Origin of the sequence: Kribbella orskensis (genome assembly GCF_004342085.1) — a bacterium.
GTDB classification, from domain to species: domain Bacteria; phylum Actinomycetota; class Actinomycetes; order Propionibacteriales; family Kribbellaceae; genus Kribbella; species Kribbella orskensis.
Genome location: NZ_SLWM01000044.1, coordinates 13,459 through 30,822, shown reverse-complemented (window position 1 = coordinate 30,822; position 17,364 = coordinate 13,459). Strand labels below are relative to the sequence as shown.

The 17,364-nt window shown below is 66.7% G+C and carries 19 protein-coding genes; 12 read left to right on the top strand and 7 right to left on the bottom strand.

Annotation, left to right across the window (positions count from 1 at the left end; genetic code table 11):
- Positions 1 to 290: 290 nt before the first annotated feature.
- Positions 291 to 1,049 (bottom strand): FadR/GntR family transcriptional regulator, encoded by a 759-nt coding sequence (locus tag EV644_RS43030; protein WP_132197378.1) that lies wholly within the window; start codon positions 1,047 to 1,049, stop codon positions 291 to 293.
- Between the two features lie 186 nt (positions 1,050 to 1,235).
- Between EV644_RS43030 and EV644_RS43025 the strand changes: the two genes are divergently transcribed.
- The 9 genes from EV644_RS43025 (at position 1,236) to EV644_RS42985 (ending at position 11,342) form a co-directional block, all read left to right on the top strand.
- Positions 1,236 to 2,747: an ABC transporter substrate-binding protein gene (locus EV644_RS43025; protein WP_132197380.1), complete on the top strand. Its 1,512-nt coding sequence runs from the start codon at positions 1,236 to 1,238 to the stop codon at positions 2,745 to 2,747.
- Between the two features lie 27 nt (positions 2,748 to 2,774).
- Entirely contained in the window at positions 2,775 to 3,719 is a 945-nt protein-coding gene (locus EV644_RS43020) for an ABC transporter permease (RefSeq protein WP_370451560.1), read from the top strand.
- Positions 3,716 to 4,534, top strand: a complete 819-nt coding sequence (locus tag EV644_RS43015; RefSeq protein ID WP_132197384.1) for an ABC transporter permease — start codon at positions 3,716 to 3,718, stop codon at positions 4,532 to 4,534. The genes EV644_RS43020 and EV644_RS43015 overlap by 4 nt, the downstream gene beginning before the upstream one ends.
- On the top strand, positions 4,531 to 5,493 hold the full coding sequence (locus EV644_RS43010; RefSeq protein WP_132197386.1) for an ABC transporter ATP-binding protein: 963 nt from the start codon (positions 4,531 to 4,533) through the stop codon (positions 5,491 to 5,493). The genes EV644_RS43015 and EV644_RS43010 overlap by 4 nt, the downstream gene beginning before the upstream one ends.
- Complete coding sequence (locus EV644_RS43005; RefSeq protein ID WP_241999439.1) at positions 5,486 to 6,385, top strand: ATP-binding cassette domain-containing protein; 900 nt, start codon at positions 5,486 to 5,488, stop codon at positions 6,383 to 6,385. The genes EV644_RS43010 and EV644_RS43005 overlap by 8 nt, the downstream gene beginning before the upstream one ends.
- Positions 6,382 to 7,941, top strand: coding sequence for an aldehyde dehydrogenase family protein (locus EV644_RS43000; RefSeq protein ID WP_132197388.1), 1,560 nt, complete (start codon positions 6,382 to 6,384; stop codon positions 7,939 to 7,941). The genes EV644_RS43005 and EV644_RS43000 overlap by 4 nt, the downstream gene beginning before the upstream one ends.
- Before the next feature lie 73 nt (positions 7,942 to 8,014).
- Positions 8,015 to 8,788, top strand: a complete 774-nt coding sequence (locus EV644_RS42995) for an SDR family NAD(P)-dependent oxidoreductase (protein WP_132197390.1) — start codon at positions 8,015 to 8,017, stop codon at positions 8,786 to 8,788.
- Between the two features lie 92 nt (positions 8,789 to 8,880).
- On the top strand, positions 8,881 to 10,266 hold the full coding sequence (locus tag EV644_RS42990; protein WP_132197392.1) for an amidase: 1,386 nt from the start codon (positions 8,881 to 8,883) through the stop codon (positions 10,264 to 10,266).
- Between the two features lie 77 nt (positions 10,267 to 10,343).
- Positions 10,344 to 11,342: an RNA polymerase subunit sigma-70 gene (locus tag EV644_RS42985; RefSeq protein WP_132197394.1), complete on the top strand. Its 999-nt coding sequence runs from the start codon at positions 10,344 to 10,346 to the stop codon at positions 11,340 to 11,342.
- Between the two features lie 50 nt (positions 11,343 to 11,392).
- Here the strand turns inward: EV644_RS42985 and EV644_RS47435 are convergent, their stop codons facing one another.
- Positions 11,393 to 11,527 (bottom strand): hypothetical protein, encoded by a 135-nt coding sequence (locus EV644_RS47435; RefSeq protein ID WP_255511483.1) that lies wholly within the window; start codon positions 11,525 to 11,527, stop codon positions 11,393 to 11,395.
- A gap of 46 nt (positions 11,528 to 11,573) precedes the next feature.
- Between EV644_RS47435 and EV644_RS47430 the strand changes: the two genes are divergently transcribed.
- Both EV644_RS47430 and EV644_RS42980 read left to right on the top strand, forming a co-directional pair.
- Positions 11,574 to 11,708: a hypothetical protein gene (locus EV644_RS47430; RefSeq protein WP_255511484.1), complete on the top strand. Its 135-nt coding sequence runs from the start codon at positions 11,574 to 11,576 to the stop codon at positions 11,706 to 11,708.
- Between the two features lie 130 nt (positions 11,709 to 11,838).
- Complete coding sequence (locus EV644_RS42980; RefSeq protein ID WP_132197396.1) at positions 11,839 to 12,792, top strand: NAD(P)H-dependent flavin oxidoreductase; 954 nt, start codon at positions 11,839 to 11,841, stop codon at positions 12,790 to 12,792.
- Here the strand turns inward: EV644_RS42980 and EV644_RS42975 are convergent, their stop codons facing one another.
- From EV644_RS42975 to EV644_RS42955, 5 genes are all read right to left on the bottom strand, one after another.
- Complete coding sequence (locus tag EV644_RS42975) at positions 12,793 to 13,602, bottom strand: L,D-transpeptidase family protein (protein WP_132197398.1); 810 nt, start codon at positions 13,600 to 13,602, stop codon at positions 12,793 to 12,795.
- Positions 13,603 to 13,695: 93 nt separating this feature from the next.
- Entirely contained in the window at positions 13,696 to 14,148 is a 453-nt protein-coding gene (locus EV644_RS42970) for a VOC family protein (protein ID WP_132197400.1), read from the bottom strand.
- Positions 14,145 to 14,705 carry a GNAT family N-acetyltransferase gene (locus tag EV644_RS42965; RefSeq protein ID WP_132197402.1) on the bottom strand — a complete coding sequence of 187 codons (561 nt, stop codon included), beginning with the start codon at positions 14,703 to 14,705 and terminating at the stop codon, positions 14,145 to 14,147. The genes EV644_RS42970 and EV644_RS42965 overlap by 4 nt, the downstream gene beginning before the upstream one ends.
- 192 nt (positions 14,706 to 14,897) lie before the next feature.
- Positions 14,898 to 15,302, bottom strand: coding sequence for a hypothetical protein (locus tag EV644_RS42960; protein ID WP_132197404.1), 405 nt, complete (start codon positions 15,300 to 15,302; stop codon positions 14,898 to 14,900).
- 58 nt (positions 15,303 to 15,360) lie between these two features.
- The gene (locus EV644_RS42955; RefSeq protein WP_132197406.1) at positions 15,361 to 16,254 is read right to left on the bottom strand and encodes an SEC-C domain-containing protein; all 894 of its coding nucleotides are present in this window, start codon (positions 16,252 to 16,254) and stop codon (positions 15,361 to 15,363) included.
- A 213-nt stretch (positions 16,255 to 16,467) separates the two neighbouring features.
- Between EV644_RS42955 and EV644_RS42950 the strand changes: the two genes are divergently transcribed.
- On the top strand, positions 16,468 to 17,355 hold the full coding sequence (locus tag EV644_RS42950; RefSeq protein WP_132197408.1) for a LysR family transcriptional regulator: 888 nt from the start codon (positions 16,468 to 16,470) through the stop codon (positions 17,353 to 17,355).
- Positions 17,356 to 17,364: the final 9 nt, after the last annotated feature.

The window sequence follows — 17,364 nt, the reverse complement described above, 5'->3', positions numbered from 1 at the left end:
ATACGAATTCGCCATACCCAATACTCGAACGCCCACCCGGTGACCCACACCACCGCCACACCCATTTCTCAACAGGCTCTGTAGGGCGCCAGCGGTCGAGCAACCCGCCAGCCACCGACGTGGCGCGGCCGGAGCTCCCGCGGTACGGCCGGTGCTGGCGGGTTATGTGGCGGCTGGCACCGTGTAAACCGCTAGCGGTCGAGCAGCCCGGCAGTGGCCGTCGCGAAACAGCCGGGCCCGCGGCCGGCGTACGAGCGGCCGGTGCGGCCGCGGTACCACCGGCCGGGTGGCTAGTCGTCGATCAGGGCTCGGAGGGGTTCTCGTTCCGGGGCCGGGACGTAGCTGGCGTAGTAGTCGTAGAGGTTCTGGCGGGCGATCCGGGCGGCGGCGTGACCGTCGCCGGCTCGGATCGCCTCGACCACCTCGGCATGGTGCTGCAGTGACTCGAGCATCAACGCGCGGCTGTTCGCGGCGTGCGTGACCTTGTCCGCGATCAACCCCAGTACGACGCCGCGCACCACCTCGTTGCAGGTCTGGATCAGCGAGTTGCGGCTGACCCGGGCGACGGCGTCGTGGAACGCCACGTCCGCCTCGCTGAACGCATCGAAGTCCTCCTCGATCGCCTCGCGCATCGCGACCAGGGTCTGCTCCATCTCGACCAGTTGCTCCGGCGTACGCAACCGCGACGCGAGCTGGATCGCCGCGCCGTCCATGATCATCCGGAACGCGATCAGCTCGCTCAGGGTCAGTTCGTCCACGCGCGCCAGCCGGGTCATCTGTTTGCGCAGCGGCCCGGCGGAGAACGGCAGGATCTCCGGACCGTTCGGATCGCCCGGCCGGGAACGGACGACACCGTTGCTCTCCAGCACCCGGAGCGCCTCGCGCACGGTCGACCGGCTGACCGCGAATTGGGTGACGAGCTCCCGCTCACTGGGGAGTCGTTGGCCGGGGGCGAGGTCACCGCGGACGAGCGCTTCTTCGATCTGCTCGACGATCCGCTGGTAGGCGCGGACGGGCTGCACGGGCTGGAACCGCAGTCCCTTCGCCATCTCGGGCCCCCATCGCTTGACAGTCCGTTCGGTAGCGACAAACCTAGTGGCCTATTGAGACCTAGTCCACTGGTCTGACCAGCTGACTCTGGCACGGTCATCGGCGATCCGATGGCGTGGCCGCACCGATGGACAGGCAAAATGCGGCGAATGAGGGCAACAGCCGGCGGCACCAGAGGAGTTCGCGTGAAGTCGTATCCCACCCGAGCGGTCGCGCTGCTCGCAACCGCCGGACTCCTGGTCGTCACGGCCTGCTCGGCCGGCTCCAGTACGTCGTCGGGCTCGTCCCCGAGCGCCGACCAGTCGCTCTCGATCGGCCTGGTCGCCGAGCCGGCCAGCCTCGACTTCACCACCACGGACGGCGCCGCGATCCCGCAGGCGCTGCTCGGCAACGTCTACAACGGACTCGTCAAGCAGGACGAGACCGGGAAGATCGTGCCGGACCTGGCGAAGTCGTGGACCGTCTCGCCGGACCGCAAGACCTACGCCTTCACTCTGGTGGACAACGCGAAGTTCACCAACGGCGCCGCGTTCACCGCCGCCGACGCGGTCTTCAGCATCAACCAGGTGAAGACCAAGTGGACGACTTCGCTGAAGGCCGCGATGGACGTCGTCCAGAACGCGAAGGCCGACTCGCCCACCAAGCTCACGGTGACCCTGGCCAAGCCGAGCAACGACTGGCTGTTCCGGATGACCACCCGGATCGGCGCGATGTTCTCCCAGACCGGCGTCGACAAGCTCGCCACGGACCCGGTCGGCACCGGCCCGTACAAGCTGGGTTCGTGGAAGCGCGGCGACTCGATCGTGCTGCAGCGCAACGACGCCTACTGGGGGACGAAGCCGTTCTTCAACCAGGTCACGCTGAAGTACTTCAAGGATCCGACCGCGCTGAACAACGCGCTGCTGACCGGCACGATCAACGTGGTCGGCACGGTGCAGGCGCCGGAGGCCCTCAGCCAGTTCACCAGCAACGACAAGTACCAGGTGATCGAGGGCACCACGAACGGCGAGGTGCTGCTGTCGTTCAACAACTCGCGCCCGGTCTTCAAGGATGTCCGGGTCCGCCAGGCGATCCGGCAGGCCATCGATCACAAGGCCTTGCTGGACACGTGTTTCGCCGGTCGCGGCAAGCTGGTCGGTTCGATGGTGCCGCCGACCGACCCGTGGTACGAGGACCTGACCAGCGTCGCGCCGTACGACCTGGCGAAGGCGAAGTCGTTCCTGCAGGCAGCGGGTGCCACCGGCGCCTCGCTCCGGCTCCGGCTGCCCACGTTGCCCTACGCAACCTCTTGTGGCCAGGTGGTGAAGAGCCAGCTGGAGCAGGCCGGGCTGAAGGTGACCATCGACCAGCTGGAGTTCCCGGCCGCGTGGCTGACCACCGTGTTCAAGAACGCGGACTACGACATGTCGATCATCGCGCACGTCGAACCCCGCGACCTCGGCGCCGTCTTCAACGCGAAGTACTACACCCGGTACGACGACCCCACGCTGCAGGCACTGCTCGCCTCGGCGGACGCGGGCGACGAGGCCACCCAGGTCGCGGACCTGAAGAAGGCCGCGAGGCGGCTGTCCGAGCAGGCGGCCGGCGACTGGCTCTTCCTGCTGCCGAACCTGATGGTCGCGGAGAAGGACATCACCGGCCTGCCGCAGAACGCCATCACGGAGTCCTTCGACCTGTCCCGCCTCGCGCGTTCCTGACCTGCCCACCGAGAGGACCCGATGATCATCCGCCTGATCGAGCGCACCGCGGTGCTCCTGGTCAGCCTTGTGGTCAGCTCGGTGCTGGTGTTCGCGTTCATGGCAGTGCTCCCGGGTGATCCGGCGCGGGTCGCGCTCGGCGTGAACGCGTCCGAGGAGGCCGTCGCACAGCTTCGCGAGCAGTTCGGGTTGGACCGGCCGCTGCCTACGCAGTACCTCGACTGGCTGGGCGGACTCCTGCGGGGCGACTTCGGGATCTCGTACGTGTCGAAGGCTGCGATCGGGCCCCAGATCATCGACCGGTTCCAGGTGACGCTCTGGCTGGTGGTGGCGGCCATGATCATCGCGCTGGTGATCGCAGTTCCGGCCGGCACCATCATGGCTGCGCGGCATCGGCACATGTCCGGGCTGCTGTTGTCCGCGCTGTCGCAGGTCGGTGTGGCCGTGCCTGCGTTTCTGGCGGGCATCCTGCTGATCACGTTGTTCGCCGTGAAGCTGGGCTGGTTGCCCGCGAACGGATGGACGCCACCGGCTGAGGATCCCGGGATGTTCTTGCAGCAACTGATCCTTCCGGCGTTGGCGCTCGGCCTGGTGCAGGGCGCGGTACTGACTCGGTACGTCCGCAGTGCTGTGCTCGAGGTGCTGCGGGAGGACTACCTGCGGACCGCGCGAGCGAAGGGACTGCGGCCGTTCCCTGCTCTGTGGCGACACGGTCTGCGCAACGCGGCGGTGCCGGTGGTGACCGTGCTCGGACTGCAGCTCGCGACGCTGTTGATCGGAGCCGTTGTGGTTGAGCGGGTCTTCGTCATCCCGGGGCTCGGCAGCCTGCTGCTGGACGCTGTCTCGAACCGGGATCTGCTACTGGTGCAGGACGTCGTGATGGTGCTGGTGGTCGCGGTCCTGGTCGTCAACTTCCTCGTCGATCTCCTGTACGTCGCGCTGGATCCCCGGTTGCGGGTGAGTTCTCGATGAGGAGGCTGAACCCGAGCCTGGTGGCCGGCGGGGTGATCGTTCTGCTGATCGTGGTCACCGCCCTGGTCTCGTTCGTCTGGACCCCGTACGACGCGACGCTCGTGGATCCGGCCAGTCGTCTTCTCAAGCCGTCGTGGTCCCACTGGTTCGGTACCGACAAGTTCGGCCGGGACGTGCTGAGCCAGATCATGGTCGGGTCGCGGACGACGTTGTTCGTCGGCATCGTGGCGGTCGGGGTGGCGGCGGTGATCGGCGTACCGCTGGGGATCCTCGCGGCGATGACGCGGCGGGCGCCCAGCGAGGTGATCATGCGGGCCAACGATCTGTTGCTGGCATTTCCCGCGTTGCTGCTGGCAATCATGTTCGGGGCGGTCTTCGGGGCGAGCACGTTGACGGCGATGATTGCCATCGGCATCGCTTCGATTCCGAGCTTCGCGCGGGTGATTCGTAGTGGTGCGTTGCAGGTGATGCGGACGGAGTATGTGCTGGCCGCGCGGACTGCTGGGCGGCAGCCGTTTCCCATCGCGGTGCGGCATGTGCTGCCGAATGTGGCGAGCCTGATCACCGTGCAGGCTTCCGTGTCGTTTGCGATCGCAGTACTGGCTGAGGCTGCGCTCTCCTTCCTTGGCTATGGGACTCCGCCGCCGACGCCTTCGTGGGGACGGATGCTGCAGGAGAGCCAGGAATTCCTCTTCAGTGCGCCGCGGCTGGCTGTGTTCCCGGGACTTGCCATTGCTCTGGCGGTGCTGGGCTTCAACTTGCTGGGTGATGGATTGCGGGATCGCTTTGATCCGAAGCTGGAGGATCGGCGATGAACTCTGTTCTGGCTGTTGAAGACCTGACCGTGACTGTGCGGGACAAGACACTCGTGCAGGACGTCTCGTTCACGGTGGATCCGGGGGAGCGCGTCGGGCTGATCGGCGAATCGGGGTCTGGGAAGTCGCTGACTGCTCTCAGCGTGATGGGGCTGCTGCCGGAGGATGTGCACGCTGCTGGTTCGGTGCGGTTGGCCGGGGTCGATCACGAGCTGCTCGGTGCTGACGAGCGGCGGATGTCTCGCGTCCGCGGGCGGCATTTGGCGATGGTCTTCCAGGAGCCGATGACCGCTTTGAACCCGACGATGCGCGTGGGGGATCAGGTCGCTGAAGCGATGCTGATCCACGACACGGTGCCCGGTCGGCGTGCGGCTCGTGCGGCTGCCGTTGAACTGCTCGGGCGGGTGCAGTTGCCTGACGTTCTGCGCGCCTATCCACATCAGCTGTCTGGTGGCCAGCGGCAACGAGTGGTTCTGGCTCTTGCCTTGGCCAACGATCCTGCATTGCTGATCTGCGACGAGCCCACCACGGCGCTCGACGTGACCGTGCAGGCGATGGTGCTCGATCTGATCGTGCGTGGGGTCACCGATCGCTCGTCGGCTCTGCTGTTCATCACCCATGATCTGGCGGTGGTGGCGACTGTGTGCCAACGCGTGCTGGTGATGTACGGCGGGCGGATCGTGGAATCGGGTCCGGTGAACGAGGTGTTCACTTCTCCACGCCACCGGTACACGCAAGGCCTCATCGCGGCGTCCGACCTCGAATCAGCGGACCGTCGCTTGCCGACGATCCCGGGCAATGTGCCGGCAGCCGGCCAGTTCCCCGACGGTTGTGTGTTCCGCACTCGCTGCGCTCACGCGACCGACATCTGCGCAACGGCCCCTCCGTGGAGTGGCACGGCCTCACGCGGCTTCGCCTGCCACCACCCCGCCCCAGCCCTGGAGCCAGCCGATGCCTGACCCCATGGCCAACCGCCGCTCCTCGGACCTTTCCGTCGCCGATCCGGCGATCCGGGTGGTCGATGTCGTGCGCGACTACCCGCGCCCCCGTACGTCGCTGTTGCGCCCGGCTCCCGTCGTCCACGCGCTGCGCGGGGTGAGCCTCGAAGTACAGGCGGGTGAACGCTTCGGCATCGTCGGCGAATCGGGCTGTGGCAAGTCCACCCTGCTGCGCATCATCGCCGCGCTCGACCGCGCCACCTCCGGCCAGGTCGTTGTCGAGGGCACCGACATCACCCACCTGCCGGAACGGCGGCTCCGCTTCCTCCGCGAGAACCTGCAGCTCGTCTTCCAGGACCCGATGAGCTCGCTCGACCCGCGCATGCGAGTCCGCGACATCATCGCCGAACCCCTCGTAGTACAAGGGCATCCCGCCTCGGGAGAGCGTGTTCGCGAGTTGCTGGAAGCCGTCGGCCTGTCCGCGGACGCCGGCGACCGCTACCCGCACCAGTTCTCGGGCGGCCAGCGCCAGCGCATCTCCATCGCCCGCGCCCTGGCCCCGCGTCCACGCATCCTCATCGCCGACGAACCGGTGAGCGCACTTGACGTCTCCGTCCGCGCCCAGGTCCTCAACCTGATCTCCGACCTCGTCGACGAACTCAACCTCACCCTGGTCTTCGTCTCCCACGACCTCTCGGTGATCAAGCACGTCTGCGATCGAGTTGCCGTGATGAACGCCGGCGAGATCGTCGAAACCGGCCCCACCGGCGACGTCTACGCCGCTCCGGCCCACCCGTACACCCGCCGCCTCGTTTCCTCCATCCCGACCCTGCCTCGCGCTCTCGCCGGCGCCACCACGGCAGACCTGTTGTCAGGCAGCCCGTCCGACCCGCCGAAGGGAGCCCTCGCATGACGCATCAGCAACCCACGACGACACCCGAACCCGCCGACCAGTCTCAGCCGGGCAAGCTCCCATTCCCCACCGGCCTACCGATCGGCGCGGAGTGGATGGCAGCACCTTCAACAGCTCCCGTGCACTTCCCGTACGACGGGTCTGTGGTTGCTGAGGCGCCCGTCGGGGATGTGGACCTGGCTCGGCAGGCTCTTGAGAACGCGCTCTCTGTGCGTTCCGAGGTCGGTCGCCTGCCTTCGCATGTCCGCAGGTCAGCCCTCCAGGGAGCGCTCTCCGCTCTCCGCGGCCAGCGCGACGCCCTTGTTGATCTCTTGGTTCTGGAGACCGGCAAGCCGCTCGTCGATTGCCGCGTCGAGGTCGAACGGACTCTTCTCACGCTGGAAACCGCCGCTGAAGAAGTCGCCCGCCTCCACGGCGAGACAGTCCCGCTGGATCTACTCCCGAGCGGTGACGGCCTGATGGGCTTCTGGGTCCGCAAGCCGATCGGGGTAGTCATCGGCATCGCCGGCTTCAACTACCCGCTCCTGCTCGCGGCCCACAAGATCGCCCCAGCCCTCGCCGCCGGCTGCCCCATCATCGTCAAGCCCGCCCCGCAAACCCCACTCGCAACCCTCTGGCTTGTCCACCTGGTCCGCGAGGCACTTGCTGCCGCTGGTGGGCCGATATCGGCCGTGCAACTGGTCACCGGGGGAGTAGACGTCGGCTCCACCCTCACCACCGACCCACGAATCGGCGCAGTCTCCTTCACCGGTTCAGCCGCAGTCGGCCACCAGATCGCCCGCGACGCTGCCCCCACGAAGGTGCTCCTGGAGCTCGGCTCGAACTCAGCACTAGTCGTCGCCGCCGACGCGGACATCCCAGCCGCGGCCGACGCCGCAGTACGAGGCGGCTACTACGCCTCCGGCCAAGCCTGCATCAGCGTCCAGCGGGTCATCGTCGTCGAATCCGCCCGCGCAGCCTTCCTCGCCGAACTGACCCCGCGCCTAGGCCAGCTAATCGTCGGCGATCCCCGCCACCCAGAAACCCGAGTCTCAGCCCTAATCGACGACCGCTCCACCCACCGCGTCAACACCTGGATCAACGACGCCATAACCGCCGGCGCCACCCTCGCCCACCCCACCACCCCCTCGCCCGGCCACACCGCGCCGGCCGACACCTCACCCGCCGACGGCTCGACGAGCCCAGAGATCGTCGGGCCGACGGTGTTGTTGGACCTTCCGCACGGGCAGTTGGCGTGGGACGAGGAGATCTTCGGGCCGGTGATTGCGATCCGCTCCGTGCCCGACATCGCTACCGCATTCCGTACGGTGAACGCCTCCCGCTACGGACTCCACGCCAGCGTCTTCACGTCCTCGCTCGAGACCGCCTTCGACGCGATCGACCGGCTCGACGTCGGGGGAGTGGTGATCAACGAGGTACCCGGGTTCCGCTCGGACGTGATGCCGTACGGCGGCGTGAAGGACTCCGGTACCGGTCGTGAAGGACCCCGCTTCGCCATCGAGGAACTCACCACCACCCGGATGGCGATCATCCGCCCGACACCCCGGCACGCGTAATCATGCCCATGCCCACGCGCCCCTCGAACACATCAACGTCAGCCGCGCCGGCACGGGGAACGAGGAGGCACTGATGGAGCGGGATTACTCGAAGTTGTTCCGGCTCGACGGCAAGCACGCGGTCGTCGTCGGCGCCGGGAGCGGGATCGGGCGCGAGTCAGCCCTGGCCCTGGCGGCACAGGGAGCACGCGTCACCTGTGCCGACCGGGATCTCGCCGCGGCCGAGGAAACCGTCTCGCGTGGCGAACACCTTACGGCGTACAGAGTTGATGTTCTCGATGAGGACGCGATCATCCGTGCGGCGGCCGAGCTGCAGGACGTCGACGTACTGGTGTTCACGGCCGCGACCAATGTGCGGAAGCGGATCCTCGACTACACCGGCGAGGAGTTCGATCGGGTTGTCGCGCTCAATCTGCGGGCGTCGTTCGATCTGATCCGAGCGTTCGGAGGACCGATGGCGGAGCGGGGGAGCGGCAGCATCATGGGATTCAGCTCGATCCGCGCCACCACCGTCGAGCCAGGCCAATCGGTGTACGCGGCAACCAAAGCCGGCCTCGTCCAACTCCTGCGAACTGCCGCCGCCGAGCTCGGCCCCAGCGGAGTACGGGTGAATGCGATCGCTCCCGGCGTCGTCGAGACCCCGCTCACCGCACAGATCAAGGCGAACCAGGCCTGGTACGACGCCTATGCGCAGAAGGGGGCACTCGGCCGTTGGGCGACTCCCGACGAACTAGCCGGTGCGGTCGTCTACCTCGCCTCGGATGCATCCTCGTTCGTCACCGGCAGCGTCCTCCATGTCGACGGAGGCTGGACCGCCGTCGACGGCCGCTTCGACCCGCCGAACTAACGTCCTTAACCCCTTTGAGCCGGCCGACCACCTGAGCCGCCCCGGAACCGATCACCTGAAGCCGACCACCTGAAGACCGTCTGGAGCTGCGGATGACTGAGAACCTCGCCGATCTGACCGCCACGGATCTGCTGGCGCACTACCGGGACGGCTCGCTCTCGCCGGTCGAGGTGACCGAGGCCGTGCTCGCCCGGGTGGAGTCGCTCGAGCCCAAACTCTGCGCGCTCTACGCCCTCGATCCCACGGCAGCTCGCGAGGCCGCTCGCGAATCCGAGCACCGCTGGCTCCGGAACGACCCAGCCGGCCCGCTGGACGGCGTACCGATCACCATCAAGGAAAACATCGCCACCCGCGGCACCCCAGTACCGCAAGGCACAGCCGCGACCGAGCTCATCCCAGCAACCGAAGACGCTCCCGCCGCGGCCCGTCTCCGCGCGGCCGGCGCCGTCATCTTCAGCAAGACCACGATGCCCGAATACGGCATGCTCTCGTCCGGCGTCTCCACCTTCCACCACCTGTCGCGCAACCCATGGGACACGACCCGTACGCCAGGCGGCTCAAGCGCAGGCGCCGCCGCAGCCGCCGCAGCGGGGTACGGGCCAATCCACATCGGCACCGACATAGGCGGCTCCATCCGCCTCCCCGCCGGCTGGTGCGGCGTAGTCGGCCTCAAACCAACCCACGGCCGAGTAGCAGTCGGCAACCCCTACCCAGGCAGAGCAATCGGCCCACTAGCCCGTACTGCGGCCGATGCCGCGCTCGCCTTGACCATCATGACCGGCCCCGACCGCCGCGACCCCACGTCGCTCCCGCACATCTCGGACACGTTCACAGAGCCTGGCCCCATTGAAGGCACCCGCATCGGCCTGCTCCTAGACGCAGGCCTCGGCCTACCAGTGGCCCCCGAGGTCACCGCCGCCGTCTCCGCCGCAGCAGCCCTCCTGGAAAAGGCCGGCGCAATCGTCGAACCGATCGCCCCGATCATCACCCGCGAGATGCTGGATGGCCTCGATCGCTTCTGGCGGGTCCGTTCGGCGTACGACATCAACGCCCTTCCCGAAGAGCGCCGTGCCAAGGTCCTCCCCGAGATCCTCCGCTGGGTCTCCACCGCCACCGACCTGACCGCGTTCGACGTCTTCCACGGCCACAACCAGATGGCCGCCATGGCCACCGCGGTCAACGCCGCCTTCGCGTCCTACGACTTCCTGATCTCGCCAGTCGCCCCCATCACCGCTTTCCCCGCAGAACTCGCCTACCCCACAGACGACCCCCTGAAGCCGTTTGAACACATCGCCTTCACCGTCCCGTACAACATGTCCACCCACCCCGCCGCCACGGTCAACTGCGGATGGTCCTCCGACGGCCTCCCCATCGGCCTCCAAATAGCCGCCCCCCGCTTCGAAGACATGGCAACCCTCCGCCTCGCAACCACCATCGACTCCCTGCAACGGGACCACCGCGACTGGCCTACCGGCTGAGGCAGTCGCCCCACGTCGTCGTACTGTCGTAGATTCGGACCAGGCTCTGAATCGAGGAATCAGCAGAAGCAGTAGCCATGGCAGACCACGGCAGTGATGACCTCCGCGCCGATTCGCTCCGGCGGGACTTGCTCGCGCACTGTTACCGCATGCTCGGCTCGGTGCGCAACGCCGAGACGGTGTCCAGGGACGTCTTCCGACGCGCAGACTTCCACGGTCTGATCGAACCAACCTCTCCGCAGACGTCGCTGTACCGGCTCGCGACCCAGGCCTGTTTCGCTGAAGTCGACCGCATCGGCCGGCGCCCACTGCCGACGGGCCTCGCCGGACCGAGCGGTGACCCGGAGGGCAAGCTCGCCCAGCGGCCGGAAGTGCTGTGGCTCGAGCCCATTCCCGATGCGCTCGTCGGGGGCGGCCGCGACACTGTCGGGCTGGAAGTCATCGCCGCCTTGCAGTACTTGCCGCCGCAGCATCGGGCCGTGCTGATCCTGCGCGACCTCGAGGGATGGCCGGCGGCCGAGGTCGCCGAAGTGCTCGAAGCCCGCCCGCTAGCGGTCGACGACCTCTTGGCCGAAGCGAGGGTGCTCTTCGAGCCTGGACCAGGCGACGTTGTCGATCACACCCGACCGGATCAACTCGTACTGCTCGACCGATACGCCCAGGCGTTCGAGCAGTACGACGTACCGGCGATTGTCGAGTTGTTCGCCGACGATGCCGTCTGGGAGATGCCGCCTTTCACCTCGTGGTTCCGCGGCGCCAAGAACATCGGACGGCTGATCTCCACGCACTGCCCGGCGAAGGGCCCGGGCGACCAGGTCCTCGTGCCGATCGAGGCGAACGGCCAGCCAGCCTTCGCGGTCTACATGCGCGACCCGACCGACAACACGCACCGCGCATTCCAAATCCAGGTCCTGACGCTCACCGCAGCAGGAATCATCCATGCTGTCGCCTTCTTCGACCTGAGCCTGTTCGACGCCTTCGCCCTCCCAGACCTCCTCGCCGGTCTACCGGAATCCGTCGGCGGTCAGCGCCCGCGTTTCCACATCGAGCGCATCCGGCACAACCACAACGACTGACCAGCCGGACCGCATGCGCAGTTGCGCCCTGTACTCCGTGGGTAGTACGGCTAGCGGGCGGCCGCGTCGAGACGTGCGACGGCCTTCCTCGCCAACTCCTCGAGCGCGGCTCCGTCCAGCGGCTGGAAGCCGGTCACCATCAGTGCGATTCCGTTGTTGCCCTTCGCGATGTGGATGACGTCCATCACGAGGTTGATGCCGCCGGACTTCGCCTTGAGCCGCAGAGCAAGCGTGCGATCACCGACGTTCGGGAACGACAGCCCGCTGGCCTGGAAGGTAGCCGAGCTCCCGTCGGCCGACGTACTGGTGAACTTCGGGCACTGCCGGAACGCGGCGGTGAGTTTCAGGATGCGTTACAACAAGTAACCGATGTCACTGTGCGCGCAGCCCTCGACGGAGCCGTCCAGAAGGTCGACCAGCTCGCTTCGGGCCTTGCCTGTCGGCGGCCTCGGTCCTGTGATGAGAACTGATGGATTGGCGAATTGGGGGAGTGACGATGCGAACAGGGGTTTGTGGGCTATTGGGGATCGAGGTTCCGATTGTGCTGGCGCCGTTCGGGCCATGGGACCAGGTTGATCTTGCGGCCGCCGTCTGCGAGGCGGGCGGCCTGGGAAGTGTCGGGACCGCGGTGCTGCCGTTGGCGCAACTGGAGGCTCAGTGGCAGCGGTTGCGATCGCTGACCGATGCGCCGTTCTCGATCAACCACACAGGTCGCCCCTTCAACGAGGAGACATTCGCAGCGACCCTCCAGGCCGCTCCGAAGGCGATCTCCTTCCACATGGGCGTGCCGGCGGAGTTGATCAAGCGCGCTCATGATCGCGGGATCCTGTGGCTCCAGACCGTCGGCGATCCGGCCTCGGCAGAGGTGGCTCTCGCCGCCGGCGCCGACGTACTGGTTGCGCAGGGCACAGAAGCCGGCGGGAACTCGGGCTGGATCTCCACGCTGGTGTTGGTTCCGGCGATCGTCGACCTGGCCGGCGCAGTACCGGTGCTCGCCGCCGGCGGTATCGCCGATGGGCGGGGACTCGCTGCCGCTCTGGCACTCGGAGCGCAAGGCGCCTGGATCGGTACGCGGTTCCTTGCCACCACCGAGATGGCTGCCTCCGCTGGGTGGAAGGACCGGCTGGTGTCGTCGCGCGCGCTCGATGCCGTCAAGGTCCCGCACAGCGAGGTGGCGATGCCGCCGTTCACCCTGCCGCAGCTCGGCGTACCGATGGCGCCTCGTGCGCTGCGCACCGACTTCATCGACAGGCTAGAGCACGATCCAGCCTCGGTGGACGACGCCGAGCGATCACGCTTGCTCGAGTTGATCCGGAGCGGTCATGGTGACGAGGCCCTGCCGTTTGCGGGTCAGTCGGTGGAGCTCATCCACGACATCGTCCCTGCCGGTGTCCTGGTCAGGCGGATCGTGGCGGAGGCGGATCGGATCCTGACGGACCTGGCCCCGTGATCAGTACTGGCCGTAGACGCTGACCTTGGTGCCGATGGGCGTCTCGGCGAAGATGTGGTGGATCTGGGGACGCATGACCCGTACGCAGCGGTGGCTCGCGGGGTACGTCTTGATCAGGGTGTTCACGCGGGAGCCGTGCAGGGCGATGCCCGGGCGGTCCTTGAGGAAGTAGATCGAGTCGTACATGTACGCGTCGTCGTACAGGCTGCTCTCGTGCGCGCCGGCCCACTTACGCCAGACCTTGCCGGTGCGGTTCGGGGTGTCGTACCCGGGGCCGCCGGTGGAGACCCAGACGATCCGGCGGTACGTCTTGCCGACCACCTGGTACAGCACCTGGCAGGTCTTGTTGACGTAGATGCCGGGCTCCCTGCTCGCGGGCGGGCGCTTTGTTGCCGTCAGCACCGATCGGACGTCGGCGGAGGTGAGACCGCCGCGGCTGATCGGGAGGCCGTTGGTCTCGCGCCAGGCGCAGAGGGCCTGCTTCGCGCGCTTGGTGATCTCGCCGTCGACGTCGCCGACCGGGTAGCCGAGGGCGTCGAGCTTGGCCTCGACCTGCTTCGCGTACGCCGCGGGCGGTCTGGGCTTGGGCTTTGCGGTCGGCTTTGGAGTGGGCTTGACCGTGGGAGTGCTGTTTGGCGTACCGCTTGGCGTCGTGTTGCTGCTGGATGGTGTTTGGCTGGGCGTTGCCGTCTCGGATGGCGAAAAACTTGAGGGGGTCGCCGTGCCGGGATCGGCCGCGACGTCGGCGCAACCGGTGACGACCAGGGCAAGCAGAACCGCACCAGCAACGAGACCACGCCGACCAGCCATGATTTCCCCTCTCCCCATCACTTCTCAGCGTCGCAGAATCACGGCCGTAGGCCCGGAAGACCCGCCGTACTCCGCTGCCGCCCGCCGAGGCTATTACTCCAAGGGGTTCTCGGTGGTCCGCTTCTCCACGCCCGTCACCGAACCGTTGCCATCGGTCTCGTAGAGACCTTTCGACAAGTCCAACAACACGAGGTTGTTGCCGAACGCATCGGCCACGACAACGCACCGCCCGACTGGGATGTCGAACGGCTCCGTGATGATCCGGCCGCCGGTTTCGACGAACACCCGGGCAGCCTCGTCGGCATCTTCGACAAGCCAACTCGGCGCGTAGTCGAGCTCCGTCGCAAGCACGATCTCGGTGTCTGCGTCGGGCAATGCGAGACCCGCTTGCCCGATCTCGTCGCTCCGCCACAGGAGTTGGTGGCCGAGCTTGTCCCGATAGAACCCGAGCCCGCTCTCGAGATCCGGCACTCGAACCATCACCGCATCGACCTTCCGCAGCAGGGGTTCCGTACTCGGCTCCCCACTGCTGTCGGGGCTGTTCATGCCGGAGTCGTCAATACCGGCGGATCCGTGCGCAGCCGGCTGTACAGATACCCATCCCGATACTCACCGGCCCTGAACTCACACGCGCGAATCACGCCTTCAAGCTGGAACCCAGCCTTCTCCAACGACCGCTGCTCAGCCTTGTTCTCCGGATGCGTAGCCGCCTGGATCCGCTGCACCGGCGTATGCAGGAACAAGTACTCGGTCAGCATCTTCTGAGCCCGCCACCCGATCCCACGCCCTCGGAACTCGGGCAACAATGAGATCCCGATCTCCCAGTACGTCGTGATCTCGTCGAACGACCCCGCCGTCCACACGACAAACCCAGCAGCCTTCCCACGCTCGTCGACCATCAACTTCCCGTGGTCGTCCGCCAGGAACCCGTCCTCCTCAAAGTCCCGCGCCGCCTTCTGCGCATCCCTGAACCCACCCCAGTCCAACCCGATCAACCCCGGCTCAACAGCAAACCGCCTGAACATCCCCAAGTCGTCCTCAACAGCTGGCCGCAACCTCAACTCGTCCACCGCCAGACCCCTTCCGCCGATCCCCAGACCCATCCGACAGTACGACGCCCCACCGTCAATCCCGGTTCGTCCCACAGAGAGGAAGCGGCGACCACGAGGGCAGGCCGCTTCGCCCGCTCCGCGGTCCGGGGCGGCGGGCGAGTAGCCGGTCAACTGAAACGAGCCGGTACGCCGAGCCGCGTTGGCTCGGCGTACCGGCTCGTTCGTCCTGTCCGGGCGGCTGCGTCAGAGACCGAGGTCGCGGAGGAACTCAGGCTTGTAGGCCTGCATCACCACATAGTTCCTGTCCGGGGTCTCGACGCCTTCATAGCTGGGCTCGGGGGCGTCCTCGTCCTCGGGAACGCTCGGGTCCGTCCACTCCTGCTTCGCGTGGCTCCATCGTGACAGCTTGTAATCGGCGGTCAGGTGATCGTCCGTGACGACCTCACGCACCGTCTTCTCGGCCTCGCGAGCGTCTTCCTCGGTGTTCGCGTAGATCAGCAACCGCGAACCGTCCCGGGTCACCGTCACCTGGCCCCCGAGCCGCTTCTTCGCGTCCTCATCCACACCCAGCGCCCGCAGCCGCTCCCAAAACGACAACCCATGCTCAGAGTCGTTCAGCTCAACCTCAACGCGGTACTCGTCAGCCATGACCACACCTTACCGACCCACTGCGCCTTACCCGCGCAACCCTCGACGGGGTGAGGGGTCATGGTGGCGGCCTGTTCGCTCCGCAGCACTTCTTGTATTTGGTCCCCGAACCGCACCAGCACGCCTGGTTCCGCCCTGGTGGCCACTCGACAACCGTGCCTTGGTCGTACCCGCTGACGATGTTCGGAAGATCGTCGGTGTGCTTGGCGTTGTCAGCCAGCTCCACGAGGCGCGTCCAATCAGCACCTTCCAGCTGAGCCGCTACGACCCGGCCTCCATCCTGGGCTCGAAGTACACGCTCGACCTTCAGGTAGTAGGCGGCAGGCCGCTCCAGCGGGATACCGGTTCCCGATGGTCTGTCCAGCGATTCAAGGAGCTCGCGAGCCCAGAAATGAAGTCGTCGTTCAACCACCTTGGGTTCATTGATGATGGCGCGGAGTCTCAACTCCTTCTGTCGCTTTTCAAGGTGACCGATCTTGGCCAGCAGATCTGTATCGGTGAGGCGGATCCCGGCTTCCCATCTCAGCCTGCGGCAGGTTGCGGCCAGATGTAGGAGACGGGACGCCCTTGCAGGAATGCCGGCATCCTCGCGAGTAACGCATTCGATGGCCAGCGTGCACAGGTAGAGAGCGAGTTCCGGGTCGTGCTGCTCGACCATCTCGACTGCGCGCAGCCACGACTTGCTGAAGATTCGCCACGGCTCCAACACCGCGTCGAGTTGGGCGTAGGCGTCGTCATCCTCGTATTCGTCGAACAGATGCTCGGCGTAGTTGAGGCGGGCCGAGTCGGCGTACTCGCCACCCTTGAACACGAGCTCCTTCCAAATCACTACCGCCTGCTCCACGTCGCCGTCCTGGAGATGGTCTTGGGCAGCGTCCAACAAGACCGCACATCGATCGAGCGGCTTCTCGGTCCGGTAAGTGCGGATCTCATCCGCGATCGGGCGTTCCATGCCAGAGAAAGTAGGCGGTCCAGACCTCACCGGATGGCCCTTCTTGCAGGCTGTGGATAACAGGCGCTCCGGCCTGCCCCGGTGAGTCGAGTGGGCGAGGCCCGCGGTGCCGTGGACCTGGTCAAACCGCCTGACCCACGGAAGACGTCATCGCTGACAGTGACATCTAGGACCGAAGAATCCCCGGAGTTCGATCACCTATACTTCTGAGTCATGGAGCTGAGGCATCTCGAACACTTCGTCGCCGTCGCAGAACAGAAGCACTTCACCCGAGCCGCGGAGGCGATGTCGATCTCGCAGTCGGGCCTCTCCGCCTCGATCCGCGCACTCGAACGTGAGCTCCGCGCCTCCCTCTTCGTCCGCAACACCCGCAGCGTCGAACTCACCGAAGCCGGCCGAGCCCTCCTCTGCGAAGGCCGGCGCACACTCGCCGCCGCCGAAGCCGCGAAGGACGCCGTCGCCGCAGTACAGGGCCTGCTGCGCGGCCACCTGACCGTCGGCTTGGAGCAGTGCCTGGGAGTTGTGGATGTACCCGCGCTCCTGGCGAAGTTCCGTTCGGCGTACCCGGGCGTCGAAATCGAAGTACGCCAAGGCGGCTCAACCCCGATGCTCGACGAGTTGGCCTCCGGCCGCCTGGATATCGCCTTCGTAGCAACCGCTGGTCACCCGATCGACGGCCTGGACCTCCGCCCCCTGTCGACCGAATCCATGGTCATGGTCTGCTCCGCCGAACACCGCCTGGCCAACGCACCCGAGGTCACCCTCCAGGATCTGGCGGGGGAGGCGTTCGTGGACTTCGACCCGACCTGGGGCGCCCGCGCGATCTCCGACCAGGCCTTCGCCACAGCCGGCGTCGCCCACCCCGTCACGATCGAGGTAAACGACGTCCATACCCTCCTGGCCCTGGTCAGCCACAACCTGGGCGTTGCCCTCGTCCCCGAACGCATCGCCGCCAAACGAGGCGACCACATCACCGTCCCCCTCGTCCCCAACTCAGCCGACTCCTGGCAGGTCTCAGTAGCCATCCCCACCGGCTCCGCCGCCTCCCTAGCCGCCGACGCCCTAATCGGCATGCTCCCGACGACGCTGTCCGTCAGCTAGCCAACCGCG

Coding starts and splice junctions, on each gene's coding strand:
- EV644_RS43010 (WP_132197386.1), top strand. CDS start 4,531: ATGAACTCTGTTCTGGCTGTTGAAGACCTGACCGTGACTGTGCGGGAC.
- EV644_RS42955 (WP_132197406.1), bottom strand. CDS start 16,254: ATGGAACGCCCGATCGCGGATGAGATCCGCACTTACCGGACCGAGAAG.
- EV644_RS42995 (WP_132197390.1), top strand. CDS start 8,015: ATGGAGCGGGATTACTCGAAGTTGTTCCGGCTCGACGGCAAGCACGCG.
- EV644_RS42950 (WP_132197408.1), top strand. CDS start 16,468: ATGGAGCTGAGGCATCTCGAACACTTCGTCGCCGTCGCAGAACAGAAG.
- EV644_RS43030 (WP_132197378.1), bottom strand. CDS start 1,049: ATGGCGAAGGGACTGCGGTTCCAGCCCGTGCAGCCCGTCCGCGCCTAC.
- EV644_RS43000 (WP_132197388.1), top strand. CDS start 6,382: ATGACGCATCAGCAACCCACGACGACACCCGAACCCGCCGACCAGTCT.
- EV644_RS43005 (WP_241999439.1), top strand. CDS start 5,486: ATGCCTGACCCCATGGCCAACCGCCGCTCCTCGGACCTTTCCGTCGCC.
- EV644_RS42970 (WP_132197400.1), bottom strand. CDS start 14,148: ATGAACAGCCCCGACAGCAGTGGGGAGCCGAGTACGGAACCCCTGCTG.
- EV644_RS43015 (WP_132197384.1), top strand. CDS start 3,716: ATGAGGAGGCTGAACCCGAGCCTGGTGGCCGGCGGGGTGATCGTTCTG.
- EV644_RS42975 (WP_132197398.1), bottom strand. CDS start 13,602: ATGGCTGGTCGGCGTGGTCTCGTTGCTGGTGCGGTTCTGCTTGCCCTG.
- EV644_RS42960 (WP_132197404.1), bottom strand. CDS start 15,302: ATGGCTGACGAGTACCGCGTTGAGGTTGAGCTGAACGACTCTGAGCAT.
- EV644_RS47435 (WP_255511483.1), bottom strand. CDS start 11,527: ATGGACGTCATCCACATCGCGAAGGGCAACAACGGAATCGCACTGATG.
- EV644_RS42980 (WP_132197396.1), top strand. CDS start 11,839: ATGCGAACAGGGGTTTGTGGGCTATTGGGGATCGAGGTTCCGATTGTG.
- EV644_RS42985 (WP_132197394.1), top strand. CDS start 10,344: ATGGCAGACCACGGCAGTGATGACCTCCGCGCCGATTCGCTCCGGCGG.
- EV644_RS42990 (WP_132197392.1), top strand. CDS start 8,881: ATGACTGAGAACCTCGCCGATCTGACCGCCACGGATCTGCTGGCGCAC.
- EV644_RS42965 (WP_132197402.1), bottom strand. CDS start 14,705: ATGGGTCTGGGGATCGGCGGAAGGGGTCTGGCGGTGGACGAGTTGAGG.